The organism is Paenibacillus taihuensis, from assembly GCF_003386535.1.
Classification (GTDB): domain Bacteria; phylum Bacillota; class Bacilli; order Paenibacillales; family Paenibacillaceae; genus Paenibacillus_Z; species Paenibacillus_Z taihuensis.
The window spans coordinates 1-16,382 of the sequence record NZ_QTTN01000059.1 but is presented as its reverse complement, the minus strand read 5'-3'; the positions used below and the strand labels follow the sequence as shown (position 1 = coordinate 16,382).

At 53.2% G+C, this 16,382-nt stretch carries 14 protein-coding genes; 13 read left to right on the top strand and 1 reads right to left on the bottom strand.

The features are described 5' to 3' along the window. Nucleotides 1-12: 12 nt before the first annotated feature. From A8990_RS29155 to A8990_RS29110, 10 genes are read left to right on the top strand one after another with little or no spacing between them, the layout of a single operon-like run. Nucleotides 13-918: a carbohydrate ABC transporter permease gene (locus tag A8990_RS29155; RefSeq protein ID WP_245996290.1), complete on the top strand. Its 906-nt coding sequence runs from the start codon at nucleotides 13-15 to the stop codon at nucleotides 916-918. Between the two features lie 20 nt (nucleotides 919-938). Further along, nucleotides 939-1,838, top strand: a complete 900-nt coding sequence (locus A8990_RS29150) for a carbohydrate ABC transporter permease (protein WP_116192535.1) — start codon at nucleotides 939-941, stop codon at nucleotides 1,836-1,838. Between the two features lie 18 nt (nucleotides 1,839-1,856). Further along, nucleotides 1,857-3,413: an NHL repeat-containing protein gene (locus tag A8990_RS29145; protein WP_116192534.1), complete on the top strand. Its 1,557-nt coding sequence runs from the start codon at nucleotides 1,857-1,859 to the stop codon at nucleotides 3,411-3,413. Next, nucleotides 3,410-4,030 carry a Yip1 family protein gene (locus A8990_RS29140; RefSeq protein WP_116192533.1) on the top strand — a complete coding sequence of 207 codons (621 nt, stop codon included), beginning with the start codon at nucleotides 3,410-3,412 and terminating at the stop codon, nucleotides 4,028-4,030. Before A8990_RS29145 ends, A8990_RS29140 begins: the two co-directional genes overlap by 4 nt. Nucleotides 4,031-4,040: 10 nt before the next feature. Continuing rightward, nucleotides 4,041-6,284: a DUF5696 domain-containing protein gene (locus A8990_RS29135; RefSeq protein ID WP_116192532.1), complete on the top strand. Its 2,244-nt coding sequence runs from the start codon at nucleotides 4,041-4,043 to the stop codon at nucleotides 6,282-6,284. A gap of 9 nt (nucleotides 6,285-6,293) precedes the next feature. Beyond that, complete coding sequence (locus A8990_RS29130) at nucleotides 6,294-7,217, top strand: carbohydrate ABC transporter permease (RefSeq protein ID WP_116192531.1); 924 nt, start codon at nucleotides 6,294-6,296, stop codon at nucleotides 7,215-7,217. Nucleotides 7,218-7,229: 12 nt separating this feature from the next. Beyond that, the gene (locus tag A8990_RS29125) at nucleotides 7,230-8,213 is read left to right on the top strand and encodes a carbohydrate ABC transporter permease (RefSeq protein ID WP_116192530.1); all 984 of its coding nucleotides are present in this window, start codon (nucleotides 7,230-7,232) and stop codon (nucleotides 8,211-8,213) included. Nucleotides 8,214-8,242: 29 nt separating this feature from the next. Next, nucleotides 8,243-9,694, top strand: a complete 1,452-nt coding sequence (locus A8990_RS29120; RefSeq protein WP_116192529.1) for an extracellular solute-binding protein — start codon at nucleotides 8,243-8,245, stop codon at nucleotides 9,692-9,694. 13 nt (nucleotides 9,695-9,707) lie between these two features. Continuing rightward, nucleotides 9,708-10,718 (top strand): LacI family DNA-binding transcriptional regulator, encoded by a 1,011-nt coding sequence (locus A8990_RS29115; RefSeq protein WP_181909841.1) that lies wholly within the window; start codon nucleotides 9,708-9,710, stop codon nucleotides 10,716-10,718. 19 nt (nucleotides 10,719-10,737) lie between these two features. Next, complete coding sequence (locus A8990_RS29110) at nucleotides 10,738-11,814, top strand: Gfo/Idh/MocA family protein (RefSeq protein ID WP_220376849.1); 1,077 nt, start codon at nucleotides 10,738-10,740, stop codon at nucleotides 11,812-11,814. A gap of 78 nt (nucleotides 11,815-11,892) precedes the next feature. On the opposite strand, the gene asnB is transcribed toward A8990_RS29110, so the two are convergent. After that, on the bottom strand, nucleotides 11,893-13,737 hold the full coding sequence (gene asnB, locus A8990_RS29105) for an asparagine synthase (glutamine-hydrolyzing) (protein WP_116192526.1): 1,845 nt from the start codon (nucleotides 13,735-13,737) through the stop codon (nucleotides 11,893-11,895). A 125-nt stretch (nucleotides 13,738-13,862) separates the two neighbouring features. On the opposite strand from asnB, the gene A8990_RS29100 reads away from it, so the two are divergent. The 3 genes from A8990_RS29100 (at nucleotide 13,863) to A8990_RS29090 (ending at nucleotide 16,007) form a co-directional block, all read left to right on the top strand. Beyond that, nucleotides 13,863-14,225: a hypothetical protein gene (locus tag A8990_RS29100; protein ID WP_116192525.1), complete on the top strand. Its 363-nt coding sequence runs from the start codon at nucleotides 13,863-13,865 to the stop codon at nucleotides 14,223-14,225. After that, on the top strand, nucleotides 14,222-14,569 hold the full coding sequence (locus A8990_RS29095) for a hypothetical protein (protein ID WP_116192524.1): 348 nt from the start codon (nucleotides 14,222-14,224) through the stop codon (nucleotides 14,567-14,569). The genes A8990_RS29100 and A8990_RS29095 overlap by 4 nt, the downstream gene beginning before the upstream one ends. 106 nt (nucleotides 14,570-14,675) lie before the next feature. Beyond that, nucleotides 14,676-16,007, top strand: coding sequence for a 5'-deoxyadenosine deaminase (locus A8990_RS29090; protein WP_116192523.1), 1,332 nt, complete (start codon nucleotides 14,676-14,678; stop codon nucleotides 16,005-16,007). Nucleotides 16,008-16,382 lie beyond the last annotated feature (375 nt).

Sequence of the window (16,382 nt, the reverse complement as noted above, 5' to 3'; positions counted from 1 at the left end):
CAGGTGAGAGCTATGGAAACAGGATTAACGGGACTGTGGAAACGCGTGAAGATGTATAAGGAAGCCTACTTCATGCTGGCTCCATTTACCCTACTATTCGTGACATTTACGATCGTGCCGATTTTGGCGGCGCTTTATTTCAGCTTTACGAGCTTCAACATGCTGCAGAAGCCGGAGTGGGTCGGCGCCGCCAATTATACGAGGCTGTTCTTCACTGACGATGTCTTCCTAATAGCAGTCAAGAACACGCTGCTATTCGCCTTCATCACAGGTCCGATCGGTTACTTGCTCAGCTTCATGTTCGCTTGGTTCATCAACGATCTGGGCCCGAAGCTTAGATCCGTGCTTACGCTTATCTTCTATGCGCCTTCGCTGGCGGGCAACGTGTTCTTTATTTGGCTCTACTTGTTCAGTGGTGACGCCTACGGGTTTGCGAACAGCAAGCTGATGAGTTACGGCATCATCAAGGAGCCGATTCTGTGGCTGACGGATCCGAAGTATAACTTCACGATTGTCGTGCTGGTTATTATATGGCTCAGTATGGGGGCTGGGTTTCTCGCCTTCATCGCAGGCTTGCAAACCGTGGATACCTCGCTTAACGAAGCTGGCGTCATTGACGGGATTCAGAACAGATGGCAGGAGCTGTGGTACATTACGATTCCGCAGATGGTCCCGCAGCTGCTGTTCGGAGCGGTCATGACAATAGCCACCTCGTTTGCCGTCGGTTATCAGAGCATGGCGCTGACCGGCTTCCCGAGCACCGATTATTCGACCCATACCATTGTGCTGCATCTGCTCGATTACGGCGCGATTCGCTTCGAGATGGGCTATGCCTCCGCGATTGCGGTCGTCTTGTTCGCAGGCATGCTGTTTGTCTGGAACGTGCTTCAGAAGAGCTTGAGAAAAATTTCGGACTAGTTCGAGAGAGGAGGCTAGAGATGGAAACATCGAGAGCGTTGCGATCGACGTTATCGCTCAAGCTTAGGCTGCTTCCAAGAAAGAAGCTGAGCAGATCAAGGAAAGAGAATGCCGTAATCTTCCTGTTCCTTGCCATCTGCAGCGTATTCATGGCGCTTCCGCTGGTGTACACCATTGTCACCGCGTTCAAGCCTATTAACGAGCTGTTCCTGTTCCCGCCGAGGTTCTTCGTCAGCCACCCGACCTTGGATAATTTCATCGCGATGAATCAGCTGACGCAGAACATGTGGGTGCCTTTCTCGCGGTATTTGTTTAACAGCGTGTTTGTGGCGGGCGTTGGCACCGCGTTCTATATCGTCATTGCTTCGATGGCGGCGTTCGCGCTTGCGAAATACAAGTTTCCGGGTCACGCTCTCTACTTCCAAATCATCGTGTGGGCGATTTTGTTTCGGCCCGAAGTAACAGGCATCCCGCAGTACATTATTATTTCGAAGCTTGGGATGGTCAACACCTACTTTGCCGTCATTCTCCCGGTGCTAGCCGGCTCGTTCGGAGTATTCCTGATGCGGCAATTCATTATCAATGCGATTCCGACGGAGATGATCGAGGCTGCGCGAATGGACGGCGCAACGGAGTATCGGATCTTCTGGGCGGTCGTGATGCCGATCGTGAAACCAGCGTGGCTGACGCTGCTTATCTTTACGTTTCAGCAGTTTTGGAACACGACCGGCGTTCAGTACATTTACAACGAGAATTTGAAGATGCTGCCGACGATTCTTCAGCAGATTTCATCTGCCGGTCTCGCCCGGGCAGGCGCCGGTTCAGCTGTCGCGCTCGTGCTCATGATTCCGCCGATTGTCATCTTCCTCATCTCGCAGTCGTCCGTGATGCAAACGATGGCGCATTCGGGCTTGAAGTAAGGGAGGGAGGGCGTACATATGAGAACTAGAGCATGGCTCGTCCTGGCCCTAACCATGACGATGTGCTTGGCTCGCGGCAGTTCCGCTGCTGCTGAAGAAGCGCCGTACCAAGGCTACACGTACACCGAGTGGGGCAAGCCGGTACCTGCACCGAACGGCTATCTGCCGGACCGCATCATTACTGGCGCAGCGACTGGGGCAGGAGACTTCAAGAAACCGCAGTCGTTATTCGTCAACCAAGCCGCACAGGAATTGTATGTCGCGGATACAGGGAACAACCGGATTGTCGTGCTGGATGCGAAGCTCGGGTTCAAGCGGGAGCTGAAGCTGTTTACCCAGAACGGGAGCGGGAACGGCAATGGCAATGGCAATGGCAATGGCAGTGGCAAGAAGCAGAAGCTGAAATCCCCAACGGACGTATTCGTCACTCCGGACGGAACGCTGTATATCGCGGATAACGGGAATAAGCGAGTCGTCGTGTCGGACGCGCAAGGGAATATCCTTCATCTGTTTGGTGCACCGAAGTCGGATCTTATTCCGAAGGGGTTCGTTTTCCAGCCGGAGAAGCTGGTTGTCGACAGTCAAGGACGGCTGTATATTCAAGCTTTCGGCGTGTTTCAAGGCCTGATCTGTCTGGACGCGGACGGTACGTTTCTGAATTATTTCGGAGGCAACCGCGTGGAGGTAACGCCGAAGCTGCTGCTCGAGCTGGCGTGGAAGAAGGTGCTGACCAAGGCGCAGCGGAACGCGATGGAAAGCTTCGTCCCGATCGAATATTCGAATATGTTCATCGATAAGGAAGATTTCATTTACACAACGGTGAAGACCTCGCAGAACTCGACAGATGAGCTCAAGAAGCTGAATCCGCTCGGCATTAACATCCTCCGTGCAGATTCCAGTACCGGTTATGTCTATGAGAACAATGATTACGGCGACCATCCGGTGGTGTATACCGGCGAGAACGGCGAATCCAAGGTCGACTCCATGTTCGTGGATATTACGGTTGACGACGACGGCTTCATCAGCGCGCTCGATGCTTCAAGGGGTAAAGTGTTCCAGTACGATCAGGAGAGCAATTTGATGTTCGTCTTCGGCGGACGCGGCAGCCAGCAGGGAACGTTCAAAAATCCCGTTGCCGTTGAGAATTTCGGCGGCAGGCTGCTCGTGCTCGATGCCGAGAAGAACAACATTACCGCATTCAAGCTCACTTCATTCGGCGAAGATGTACGCAAAGCCGTGAAGCTGTACAACGGCGGCTTCTACAAGGAAGACTTGGAGCCTTGGAAGGAAGTGTTGAAGCGGGACAGCAACTACTTGCTGGCCAATGTCGGTCTCGGAAAGGCCTACTATCAGATGGGCGATTATGTGAATGCAATGAAATACTTCAAGCTTGGCTATGACAAGAAAGATTATTCCGATGCCTTCAAGGCGTACTACACCGATCAGCTTCGTGCTCATTTTGTCGAAATCTTCTACGGTTTGGCAGGTCTGGTCATCCTCTATCAGCTGTTCAAACGGAGAAAACGGATTGCGGCAGTTTACAGGAGGACGCGCGAGAGGGGGATTCCGGGATGAACAAACGTAAGCAATGGCTGTCGCTCTATACGATGTTCCATCCCATGAAGGGCTATGAGCTGGTGAAATGGGACCGCAGCGGCTCCTTTATCGAATCCGCGTGTATTTTGTTGGCCTTATTCTTGTACATTGTCTCGGAGCGTCAGGTGACGGGATTTATATTTAACGGTAACAACGCGGACGACATCAATGTTCCGGTCATCTTTCTCGTCACGATCGGCACGTTCCTGCTGTGGTTTGTATCGAATATGGCGGTTTGCAGCTTCATGGACGGCGAAGGCAAGTCGAGGGAAGTATGGATCGCGAGCACCTACGCGCTTATCCCGTATGTGCTCATCGGTTTTATCGAGATCGTGCTGTCCAACCTGTTCAGCATCGAGGCGAGCCCTTTCCTGCTCATCCTCCGTTTCGCAGCAATCGCGTGGTCGATTCTGCTTCTGGCCGTTGGGATGTACACCGTCCACCAATACAGCTTGAAGCAGACACTCGCCAATTTGAGCTTAACCGTTGCAGGGATTGCAATTATCACGTTTCTTCTCATCCTCGTGTACAGCTTGTTTCAGCAAGTGTTCGTCTTCTTGTTCACGGTCTATAACGAAATCATGTTCAGAATGTGAGGTGAGTGAGTTGCAGAACCGTTTCCGAAACGGAATGTTGTTCATCCTCATGATCGCACTGCTCGCCGGGCTCTGTCCAGGGCTCAGTCCCGGGTCCGCATCCGCTGCATCCGCTGCTTCTAATGTAGAAATTCCGAAAGGGTATGTAAAGCTGGCGGAGAATGACCGCTTGATGCTGTTCGCGAATGTGAAGAAAGCCGACTTTGCCGTGGTGGATAAACAAGCGGGAGAGACATGGTGGAGCAATCCGCAGGACCGCGCGAGCGACAAGGTAGCCAAAGGTGCGTTCAAAATGGCGCTAAACTCGCAGATCACCGTGAAGTATGCCAACGAGAAAAACGAGGTGCAGAGCGCTACGAGCGCTGTCAGCGTGGGGACGAGAGGCAAGCTCACGTATAAGAAGCTCAGCTCCGGCATCGAATTTACGATGGATTTCAAGAAAGAGCAGTTCTCGATTCCCGTCCGCTATACGCTCACGAACGATTATTTGAAGGCAGCTATCATGACCGAGCGCATCAAGGAGTACGGAACGAACAAGGTGCTGTCCATCGCGCTGCTGCCTTATTTCGGCGCAGGGGGGAAGACGGACACGGGCTACATGCTTGTCCCGGACGGTTCCGGTGCGTTAATTCAGTTCAATAACGGCAAGAAGTTCGCGGACGAATTCTCCATGCCGGTCTACGGGACGGATTACAACTATGACCGGGCGTTCGTCGATTCGTATACCGAGCAGGTGGCGATGCCGGTATTCGGCATGAAGAAGAATGAGAGCGGCTTTGCGGCCGTTATCGCGGGCAATGAAGCGGGAGGAACGGTGAAAGCGGCGGTCAGCGGCAAGACGACGAGCTACAATAACGTCTATTCGGAATATCAGTATCGATCGATGGGATCGATGACGCTCACGCAAAAGAATTTCGGGGAGAAGGACGTTAACATCGTCGAGCGAAATCCCGAGAATCGAGGCAGCTTCGAGGTCCGGTACTATTTCCTGTCCGGCAGCCAGAGCGACTATAACGGAATGGCGGCGAAATACCGGCAGTTCCTTATCGATGAGAAGCATCTGAAGCAAACGGCGACAGCTGCCGGCGACATCCCCTTTTACGTGGACGTGTACGGTTATGTGAAGAAGAAGAAGGCCTTCCTCGGCTTTCCTTATCAGAAGGTCATTCCGCTGACGACCTTTCAAGATGCGCAGCAGATCATCAAGGAGCTGAAGGACGGAGGCATCAGCAACACGGTGCTTCGCTACAATGGCTGGCTGCACAATGCCTACTTGGATAGGGTTCCATCAGGGGCCAATGTGGAGAAGAAGCTCGGGGGCCGCAAAGGGCTCGCGAAGCTGACGGATCAGCTGAAACAAAGCGGCGGGCAGCTGTTCATGAACGTCGATTTCCTGAACGTGTACCATGGGGGGAACGGCTTCTCCAGATTCAGGGATGCCGCCATGACCGTCGTCAACCTGCCGGCGATGCAGTACGAGTACAAGCTGAATGTCTACGACAAGGATAACGATAAGCCGGCATGGTATTTGCTCGCTCCGCGAGCGTTGTCCAAGTTTACAACTTCCTTCTTGAACGCGTTCAAACGGCTTAACCTCCCTGATGTGCTGAAGCTGTCCTTTGCAAGTGTCGGCACCATGGTGTACTCAGATCTCGGGCTAAGCGGAACGAGCAAGACTGCGGTTCCAGCCTATTACGAGCAAGCGCTTCAGCAAGCGAAGGAGCAGACAGGCGGCGTGATGACGGATGGCGGCAACGCGTACACGATTCCTTATTCGCAGCACATCGTTCATGTGCCGGCAAGCTCCAGTCATCTTGACATCGAGGATGAGTCGGTTCCGTTCTTTCAGATCGTGCTGCACGGCTGGGTTCCTTATGCGGGCTCGCCGGTTAATTTGAGCAGTTCGCCCGAGGAGGCGGTGCTTCGCAGCCTGGAGACCGGCAGCAATCCGATGTATGCCTGGGTCGGCAAGAACACGGAGGAGCTCGCGGATACGAAGCTGAACTTCCTGTTCAGCGCCGATTATCGCACTTGGATGGCAAGCGCGGTGAAGGCTTATAACGAAGTGAACCCGATTCTCTCTAAAGTGGCTGCCAGCGCGATCGTGAAACATCAGAAGCTGGAAGAGGGCGTGTACCAGACCGATTACGAGAATGGGATGTCGGTCATCGGCAATTACAATTCGGACGCAGTCCTAGTCGGCGGGAAAGAAGTAGCCGGCGGCGGCTATCTCGTCCTGAATCAAGGGAGGTAGCTTCCAATAATGAAAGCGCGATTGGGCAAATGGTTCAAGTTCTCGCTCGAAGATCGGCGAAGCTGGGCAGGGTATGTGTTTATTTTGCCGTGGATCCTTGGCTTCCTTGCCTTCTTTGCAAGACCTCTCGTGCAGTCGTTTCTGTTCTCGATTCAGGACGTGAAGATGGCGGACGGCGGGTTCACGGCGAGCTTCGTCGGGTTCGACAATTACAATTACATGCTGTTTAAAGACCCGACCTTCGTCAGGAGTTTGTACACGACAGCGGTCGACGTGCTCTACGAAGTGCCGATCATTACGATGTTCAGCCTGTTCATTGCCGTCATTCTGAATCAGAAGTTCAGAGGCCGTACATTCATGCGGGCGGTCTTCTTCCTTCCCGTAATTATCGCTTCCGGCGTCGTTATCGTGCTGCTCAAAGGCCAGGTGTTCTCGAATTCCTTCAGCACGGCGTCGAACGTCTACCTGTTCAAAATGACAGGCTTGCAGGATCTGCTGCGTGAAGCAGGGGTCAGCAACGGTATTGTCAATTATTTCACGAGTACGGTCAATCGGATTTTCTCGTTAACATGGAAGTCCGGCGTGCAAATCCTGCTGTTCCTGGCCGGCCTGCAGACGATCTCCTCGTCGCTCTACGAAGCTTCGAAGATGGAAGGCGCGTCGGGTTGGGATACGTTCTGGAAGATTACGCTGCCTATGATCTCGCCGATGATCATGCTCAATATCGTTTACACGCTGATCGATACGTTTACCGAATATGGGACGGAGAACACAGGCAACACCGTTATGAATGCGATCTACAGAACGGGCTTCATCGACTTGTTATTCGGCTACAGCGCCGCAATGGCGTGGATTTATTTTGCGCTCATCGGAGCGGCGCTTGCCCTTGTCTACTTCATAATAGGCAGAAAAATCTTCTATGCCGTGGATTAAAGGAGGGATGACATGTCTGAGCTGAAACGATTCGCTTGGTTCAAGCAGAGGCGCATATCGCCTTATCGGATCACCGGCTTCCTATGGTCACTGTTTCGCGCGCTGCTGCTTGCCGGTATCAGCTTCGTGCTGGTGTTCCCGATCCTGTTCATGCTGAGCGACGCCTTCAAGCCTGTCGGACAGAATTATGATCCGTCGGTGATTTGGATTCCGAAGAGCTTCACCTTCGAGAACGTCACCGACGCACTGAAGGTCATGGATATATGGAAGACGCTTGGCAACACGTTTGCGGTGAGCATCACGTCGGCACTGCTCCAGGTCGTATCGTGCTTGTTAATCGGGTACGGATTCGCGCGCTTTAATTTCAAAGGAAGGAACGTGCTGTTCATTCTGGTGCTGCTCACGATAATCGTGCCGCCGCAGACGATTTCTTCCTCCTTGTATTTTCAATATAAGTACTTTGACTTGTTCGGCCTATTGACGGTGTTCAAATGGCTGACCGGTGCGGGGGGCTCCATTAATCTCGTTGGCAGCAACTGGGTATTCTACATCCCTTCCTTATTAGGGATGGGGCTGAGGTCTGGACTTTATATCTTCATCTTCCGGCAGTTTTTCCGCGGTATGCCGAAGGAGCTCGAGGATGCGGCTTATATCGATGGCTGCGGGCCGTACGCCAGCTTCATGCGCATCATGCTCCCTAATGCAGGAGGCGCGATTCTGACCGTATTGCTGTTCTCGATCGTCTGGCAGTGGAACGACTTTTACACGCCTGCGATGTTCTTGAACAATAAGTATACGATCGCTACGGCGCTGGCCGCCTTCCAGCAGAACCTGTCCAGTCTCAGCAACGTCGGAGGGCTCAATACGGACCCTTATGTTGTCTCCACGAGGATTCAAGCGGCCTGCCTAGTCTCCATTGCGCCGCTCGTGATCTTATATATTTTTACGCAGCGATATTTTACCGAAAGCATCGAGAGAACCGGTATCAACTCATAACTACTCATAACGATTATGGAGGGGTAATCATGAACAAACATTTGGCTGTCGTAACGATTGCTTCGCTTCTGGCATTATCGACGGTAGGGTGCAGCGGCGACAGTGGTTCGAGTGAAAATACGACGGCGCCCGCAGCGAATGCGAACGCGGATTCAGGCTCGAATGCGAATTCGAGCACCAGCTCAAATGCTGATGCGAATGCAAGCTCGAACTCGAATGCCAATGCTGAGGCGACGGATGACTCGTCCGGCAATAATGCAGGCAGTGACAATGCCGCTGCGACAGGGCCAACGGCTGACAAATATCCGAAGCTGGATAATCCGAACCTGACGCTCGTCTATTACATGTCGCCGGAACAATATGCGCAGACGAAGAAGGAAAACCCGGATTACTTCGACAATACGATGGAGACGATTCCGGAGTTCGAGAAGAAATACGGCGGGAAAGTGCAAGTGATCGCGACGGACTGGGGCGGCATGCTGGAGAAGACGACGGCGATGCAAAATGCAGGCACTGCGCCTGACCTGTTCCTTGTGAGTGACCAGACGTTCCATAATACCGTGACGAAGAATATCGTGCAGCCTGTCGATGACGTCACGACAGATGAGGATTATGCCTTCTGGAAGGTCGGCAAGTCAGTATTCGCCTGGAAGGGCAAAACCTATGCGATACCGATCAAGCCATACTTCAAATACATTCTTTACAATAAAACGATGTTTGAAGATAATGGGTTAAAAACGCCGAAGGAGTACTACCAAGAAGGGGATTGGAACTTCGATTCGTTCGCCGAGGTCGGCAAAGAGCTCACACAGGATACGACGGGAAGCGGGAAAATCGATCAGTGGGGCTTCTCTACCTATCAAGATTTCATTCCGGCGATTATGGTAGAGAACGGCGGTTCCTTCTTGAAAGTAACGGATCAGAGCGTTACTTCGGGGCTATCGGACCCAGCTACGCAGGAAGCGATGAAATATCTGTCCGATTGGACGAAGCAGCCAGGCGGCTTCATTAATTTCAGTCTCAATGTCTATGATGCCTTCAACAGCGGCAAGCTCGCGATGGCAGTCGGACCTGAATATCCGCAGCCGAGCCTCTCTTTCGATGTCGACATGGTGCCGTTCCCTGTCGGCCCTAGCAACAAGGATCAGTCCGAATTCGTATACCCGCAGGGCTGGTCTGTTCCGACAGGCTCGAAGAATCCGCAAGGCGCGGCGGCCTTCGTCTATATGCTCAACCAGCTGACGAAGGACAAGGGAGAGAAGCTTGAGCTGAAGCGCTTCGGCCAAGAAAATTACGACATGATCAACGATCCGGACATGAAGATTACGTATTCCATCGACAAAGGGCTGAGCAATATTTGGTTCCTCATCGGTTCGGTCGCGAATCTTATGCACGACCAGGTGCCGCCTGCAACGATTGCCGAGAAAATCAATCCGCAAATTAATGCTGCCATCGAGAAGGTTTACGGCAAGCAGCAGTAGAGGAGGGCTGTCATTGCCAGTCACGATTAAAGATATCAGCAAAGAGGCCGGTGTATCCATCGCCGCCGTCTCTAAAGTAATTAATGGGGACTACAGCAATGTGAGCTCAGATACGAAGAACAAGATTCTAAGAATTGCGAAAGAGCTGAATTACCGTCCCAACCGGCTCGCGAGGGGACTTGTCTCGAACCGGACGAACATTATCGGCCTCATCGTGCCGGATATTGCGAACCCATATTTTGCCGAGCTGGCCAAAGGAATCGAGAACAATGCGAATAAATTCGGCTATAAGCTGATCCTCTGCAATACAGATGAGGACGTGGAGAAGGCGAACGCGTATATCGACGTTCTGTTTGAATACAACGTCGACGGTGTAATCATCTCCGGCAGCGAGAGCTCGACCAGCAGCAGAATTCAGCAGCTGCATAACAGCAACGTGCCCGTGGTCGCCATTGACGGCGACCTGGGCGCTGAAGCCTACAACGTCTACGCCGGGAATTTGGAAGGCTCTTTCATCGCGACGGAGCATATCATTCAAAGCGGGCACAAGCTGATCGCTTTTATCGGGGGCGATGGCGTGCCGGGCAGAGGGAATCTTCGGCTGGACGGTTATTTGAAGGCGATGCGGCAGTATGAGATTTCCGTTAATTATGATTTGATCAAGCTTGGCAATTATCAGATGGAAACGGGTTATTTGTACACGAAGCTGCTCATTGAGAGCGGTCAGCCGTTTACGTCCATCGTGTGCGGCAACGACATGATTGCTTTTGGCGCATTGAATGCGATCAAGGACAAGGGGCTTCGAGTACCGAAAGATATATCGCTTATTGGCTACGACGATATTTATTTAACGACGATGATGGAGCCGAAGCTATCGACGATTAAACAGCCGCTAACCGAAATCAGCAGCTACGCCGTGGAAGTCTTGGTGAAGCTGATGCAGAAAGAGGAAGCCGGCGATAAGGTCAAATGCTTCGTGCCCCATCTCGTATGCAGAGATTCCGTTCAAAAGCTGGACATTTGAATCTAAGGAGCTGCTGTCCGTGAAAAAAGTGAAAGTCGGTTTAATCGGTCTTGGCGAGGTCGCCCAAATTACGCATTTGCCTATCCTGGAACAATTGGCGGACCGTTATGAAATTGCGGCGCTGTGCGATATTTCCAAGGCGCTGCTTGAAACGCTTGGGAAGAAGTACCGCGTGACCAACTTATACACGGATGCGAAGCAACTGACAGAGCAGCAGGACCTCGACGCCGTATTCGTGCTGAACAGCGACGAATACCATGCGGAGTGCGCCATTCATGCCTTACATAATAAGAAGCATGTCCTCATTGAGAAGCCGATGACGCTGAACCATGCCGACGCCGATGCGATGATTAAGGCGAGGGACGAAGCTGGCGTGCAAGTAATGGTCGGCTACATGCGCCGGTACGCGCCGGCATTTACGGAAGCGATTGAAGAGCTGAAGAGCCTGGGCACGCTCAAATATGCGAATATCCGTGACATCATCGGCCAGAATCGTCTCATTATCGAGCAATCATCCCTCGTATACCGGTTCAACGATATACCGGCTGAATTGATGAACGATCGCTGGACACGCCGAGCCACCATGATCAAGGGAGCGATCGGAGAAGTGCCGCAGCCGATTTATAATTCGTACGGCTTGCTTTGTGGATTGAACAGCCACGATCTGTCCGCGATGCGGGAGCTTCTAGGCATGCCGAAGCGCGTTGTATCCGCTGCGCAGTGGAACGGAGGCGGTTATATTACCGCGATCCTCGAATTCGACGGCTACTATGCCAGCTTCGAGACTGGAGTCGATGATCAGCGCCGCTTCGACGCTTACATTGAAGTATTCGGCGAGTCGAAGTCGCTCAAAATCCAATACGACACGCCGTACATTCGCCATCTGCCAACGACGATGGAAGTAAAAGAGACGATTGGCGAAGCCTATCACGAGAGGGTCGTGCGTCCAACGCTCAAGGATCCGTATACGGTGGAGCTGGAGGAGTTCTACGAGGTGGTCACGCAGGGTCGGACGCCGAAGACGACGCCGGAGGACTACAAGAACGATTTGGATATTTTCAAAATGATTACGGATGCGCTGTTGAAGACGGTTTAGTGCTGGATTTTTCCATTTATCGTAAAAAGGTGGGGCAGCTTACAACTGCTCCACCTTTATTTGTGCTAGCTAGGAAGCCTATCGTATAACCACCTTATACTCCCGCAGCCACATGTCGACCTGGAGCAGCCACGCGAACAGCTGCGGACCGCTCATGAGCTGGCCGAACCAAGGGAGGTTCGAGCTGGCCGCTTCCGACTCAGCGAGCTCGCGGATCTTCTTCACATTGATCAAGGACAGCAGCGGGGAGGTGCCCTCGTTGATGATCTCAAGCACCTGCCCCCGCACAGCGTTCAGATAGTTCGGATTGTGCGTCTTCGGATACGGACTCTTCTTCCGGTAGAGGACATCATGCGGCAGGACGCCTTCGAGCGCCTTGCGTAGGATGCCTTTCTCCCGATCGCCTGCGATTTTGATCTCCCACGGAATATTGTACACATACTCGACGAGCCGGTGATCGCAATACGGCACGCGCACCTCAAGCCCGACAGCCATACTCATCCGGTCTTTGCGGTCGAGCAGCGTTGGCATGAAGCGCGTAATGTTCAGATACGACATCTGTCTCATTTTGCGCGTAGCTTCGTCTTCGCCATCAAGATGCGGCACTTCCGCAATCGCGTCGGAATAGCGGTCCTTGATGTATTCGAGCGGACGGATCCACGCCGCGACATCCTGCGAGAGCAGGTCGGCGCGCATGCCTGCCGCCAGCGACCACGGGAACGTGCCGGCGTTCAGCGCTTCCTCGCGGTGGAACCACGGATAGCCGCCGAAGATTTCATCCGCCGCTTCCCCGGAAATCGCAACCGTCGCTTCCTTCTTGATCTCCCGACAGAAGAGAAGCAGCGATGAATCTACATCCGCCATACCCGGCATATCCCTTGCTAGCATTGCCTCGCGCAGCGAAGCGACGAGTTCGGGCGTATCGAAAACCATCGAGTGATGGATCGTGCCGAGGTGGCTCGACATCCGCTCGATCCAAGGTGCATCGGCATTCGGCTGGAACGCATGCGCCTTGAAATTTTTATCGTTGTCGACATAATCGACCGAGAACGTATGAACATTGCCTTGCCCGGACTCGTTGTAATAGTTGACGGCAAGCGACGTGAGCGCGCTCGAATCCAGGCCGCCGGAGAGCAGCGTGCAGAGCGGAACGTCAGACACCAGCTGGCGCTCGACCGTATCCTTCAGCAGATCGCCGACCGTCTTCGCCGTTTCCTCGACCGACTCCGTGTGCGGATTGCTCCTCAGCTCCCAATACGCGCTTACCTTCATGCCAGAGCGGTTAACGATCGCGCATTGCCCTGGTTTTAACTCAGACAGATCCCGATAGACGCCAACGCCAGGCGTCCGCGCAGGTCCCACGATGAATATTTCAGCCAAGCCCTCAGGTCCAACCTCCGGCTTCACTGCTGGGTGAGCAAGCAGCGATTTAGGCTCCGAACCGAAGACGAATCTGCCAAGCTGCTTAGCAAAAAAGAACGGCTTCACTCCGAGCCGGTCCCGCGCGATGAACAGCTGCTGTTCCCGCGAATCCCACAGCGCGAAGGCGAAGATGCCGTTAAACTTCTCGACGCATGACGGCCCCCACTCCATATAAGAGACGAGCAGCACTTCGGTGTCGCAAGTTGTCGTAAAATGTCTGTCCCGGCCCTCCAGTTCCCTCTTGAGCTCAGGCGCATTATACAACTCTCCGTTATACACAAGGACGTAAGTATCGTCTTCGGACGTGCGGACCATCGGCTGCGCTCCGTTTGCAGGGTCAATAACGGAGAGGCGGCGGTGGCCAAGCGCACAATGCGGCGAGATCCAGGTACCGGAGGCGTCCGGGCCGCGGTTAGCGAGCGTCGCGGTCATTTTCTCCAGTGTTATGGATTGTTTCGTCAGGTCCTCGGTCCAATCGATCCAGCCTGTGAATCCACACATGGTTCTCATTCCTTTCTTAAGCAGAAGCTTCAAACAGCGTACTAAGATGGTTATGCAGAAAAATTGGATAAAATGTCTGTCCATAGGGGGATGCTAGATCGATAGAAGGAGGGTGCTTTAGCGCTATGGCAAATGAACAAGATGAGTCATATTACGCACGAAAACCGTATTATGTGTCGGTACAGGCAGGCTCGATTCTGGAGGATCCGACCGTTACCGCCTATGAACTGGAAATCACAGCAAATGAAGAGGAATTGAACCGATTGCAGGAGCTGTTCGAGGAGTATTCGACCATGGATGAGGCGCAGGCGTTTCATTTTGGCAAAGCTCCGTTTGGCGGCGCGACGACCGATTCGGATAGGGTCATAAACGCAGGCACAGACCGGTTGATTGTCGATATTTATCGATTGCTCTACGAGCTCGGCACATCAGATACGAAACACCATATCGAGACGATGGGGCTGTTTCCTGAGGGGAGACTCGAATGATCGTGACGGACGCACATGTTAGGCGCGCAGTAGACCGTGACGGGCACCGGACTTGCGAAGTGGATGTACATACGAATGACGCAAGCTCGCCGGAGCTGCTTGTGTATTTTGGCGCGTCGCGGGATAACGATTATGATATGGTTGCCATTGTTCAAAATGACGCAAAGTCCGAGATCGACTGGTATGACAACAGCATGCACAATGCGTTCACCGATGTAAGTGACGAGCTGTTCGATACGCCGACGATGAAAACGGACTGGGGCCAACGGGAGCTGTTCAAGGAGCAGGTGCTCTCGTTTCCGGGTGTCCGGGCTGAAATTCGCAGGCTGATGGATTGGTCCTGACTCTTCTGGAAAAATGATGCATCGTTTCCGCTGTGCTCATGCTAAACTGTTAGCATACTTGACACATATGCGTATGAATGCAGTGTGAAGGAGGCAAAGCGGCCTGATGGCGACCACTTTATTGCGAAATGCAACCATTGTCACCATGAACGAGCAGGATGATCTTGTTGTCGGCGATGTTCTGATTCGGGATGACGCGATTGTCTCGGTTGGCGGGCAAGTGACGGATTATGATGCGGAGTCGACGACTGTTATTGAAGCTGGAGGCAAGCTGCTGCTGCCCGGGTTCGTGCAGACGCATATTCATCTGTGTCAGACGCTGTTTCGCGGTCGTGCCGATGATATGGCGCTCATGGACTGGCTCCGTACGCGCGTTTGGCCGCTTGAGGCGGCGCACGACGAGGAGTCGGTGTACTACTCGGCCATGCTTGGCATCGGCGAGCTGTTGCGGAGCGGGACGACGACGATTCTCGATATGGAGACGGTGAGCCATACCGAATCTGCGTTTCAAGCGATGGCGGCGAGCGGCATTCGGGCAATCTCCGGCAAAGTCATGATGGACGCGGGCGGTGACGTGCCGGCCGGTCTGCAGGAAGAGACGGATCGCTCCATTGCAGAGAGCACCGAGCTGCTTGAGCGCTGGCATGGGCACGATGGCGGACGGCTTAGCTATGCGTATTGTCCGCGGTTTGTAGTGTCTTGCTCGGAGCGGCTGCTCATGGAAGTGCGCGACTTGTCGGCGCAGTACGACGTGCTCGTCCATACGCACGCAGCCGAGAACCGCGAGGAGATCGAGCTCGTTATGCGCCAGCGCGGGATGCGCAACATCGTCTATCTTGATCATATCGGCCTTACTTCGCCGCGGCTCGTGCTTGCACACTGCATCTGGCTCGATGAGGAAGAACGGGAGATTTTGAAGCGCACCGGTACCAAAATGACGCATTGCCCCGGCTCTAACCTGAAGCTCTCTTCCGGCATCGCTTTGGTGCCTGAGCTGCTGGAGCAGGGAATCGGCATGGGGATTGGCGCGGACGGCGCTCCGTGCAACAATACACTTGATATGTTTCAGGAAATGAAGCTGACGGCGCTGCTTCATAAGGTACGCTGCGGACCGGAGTCGATGAACGCGAGGACGGTGCTGCGAATGGCCACGATCGGAGGCGCTCGGACGCTTGGGCTCGATCATCTGATCGGCAGCATTGAGGCCCGGAAGAAGGCGGATCTCGTGCTGCTGGACTTGAATGATTTCCACACGTTCCCATCTTACGATGCCGATCCATACTCCAGGGTGGTGTATGCCGCATCCCGAGGGAATGTGTCGCATGTGTGGGTGGACGGCAAGCTTGTCGTCGACCGCGGCAAGGTGAAGACGGTAGATAAGCGGCTCGTGCTCAAGGAAGCGGATCGTTCTATTGCGCGGTTGTTGAAACGGATTTGACTTTGACTTTGACGCTGCGTCGATAATGCAAAAAGCCAGCCTAATGGGCCAATGTCATTAAGTTAACTCAATGACATTGACCGAGAATAGAAATGGAATCCAAAATGGCATGAGGGAAACCCCTGTGCCGTTTGTTTTTTTGGTGCAGTCTGAAAAAAGTGTACAGCAAACAAGCGGATAGACAATCCGCTTAAAAAATGTTCATTCGAACCGATTTATGCTACTCTGTAGACGAAGCTTACAGATGATTTATAGCGTGTTTTGCGCGTATTCTGCTGCCCTGGTCGAATCGGGCGAATCGGCAAAACGTTTCTTCGAATCAGTGCTTCAACATCAGACGGGGGTTCATCGTCTCTTGAGCGCAGGAAATGTCTA

Bases quoted from the DNA above. Each gene is read 5' to 3' on its own strand.
- A8990_RS29090 (WP_116192523.1), top strand. From the start codon at position 14,676: ATGGCGACCACTTTATTGCGAAATGCAACCATTGTCACCATGAACGAG.
- A8990_RS29100 (WP_116192525.1), top strand. From the start codon at position 13,863: ATGGCAAATGAACAAGATGAGTCATATTACGCACGAAAACCGTATTAT.
- A8990_RS29120 (WP_116192529.1), top strand. From the start codon at position 8,243: ATGAACAAACATTTGGCTGTCGTAACGATTGCTTCGCTTCTGGCATTA.
- A8990_RS29095 (WP_116192524.1), top strand. From the start codon at position 14,222: ATGATCGTGACGGACGCACATGTTAGGCGCGCAGTAGACCGTGACGGG.
- A8990_RS29155 (WP_245996290.1), top strand. From the start codon at position 13: ATGGAAACAGGATTAACGGGACTGTGGAAACGCGTGAAGATGTATAAG.
- A8990_RS29140 (WP_116192533.1), top strand. From the start codon at position 3,410: ATGAACAAACGTAAGCAATGGCTGTCGCTCTATACGATGTTCCATCCC.
- A8990_RS29130 (WP_116192531.1), top strand. From the start codon at position 6,294: ATGAAAGCGCGATTGGGCAAATGGTTCAAGTTCTCGCTCGAAGATCGG.
- A8990_RS29125 (WP_116192530.1), top strand. From the start codon at position 7,230: ATGTCTGAGCTGAAACGATTCGCTTGGTTCAAGCAGAGGCGCATATCG.
- A8990_RS29150 (WP_116192535.1), top strand. From the start codon at position 939: ATGGAAACATCGAGAGCGTTGCGATCGACGTTATCGCTCAAGCTTAGG.
- A8990_RS29145 (WP_116192534.1), top strand. From the start codon at position 1,857: ATGAGAACTAGAGCATGGCTCGTCCTGGCCCTAACCATGACGATGTGC.
- asnB (WP_116192526.1), bottom strand. From the start codon at position 13,737: ATGTGTGGATTCACAGGCTGGATCGATTGGACCGAGGACCTGACGAAA.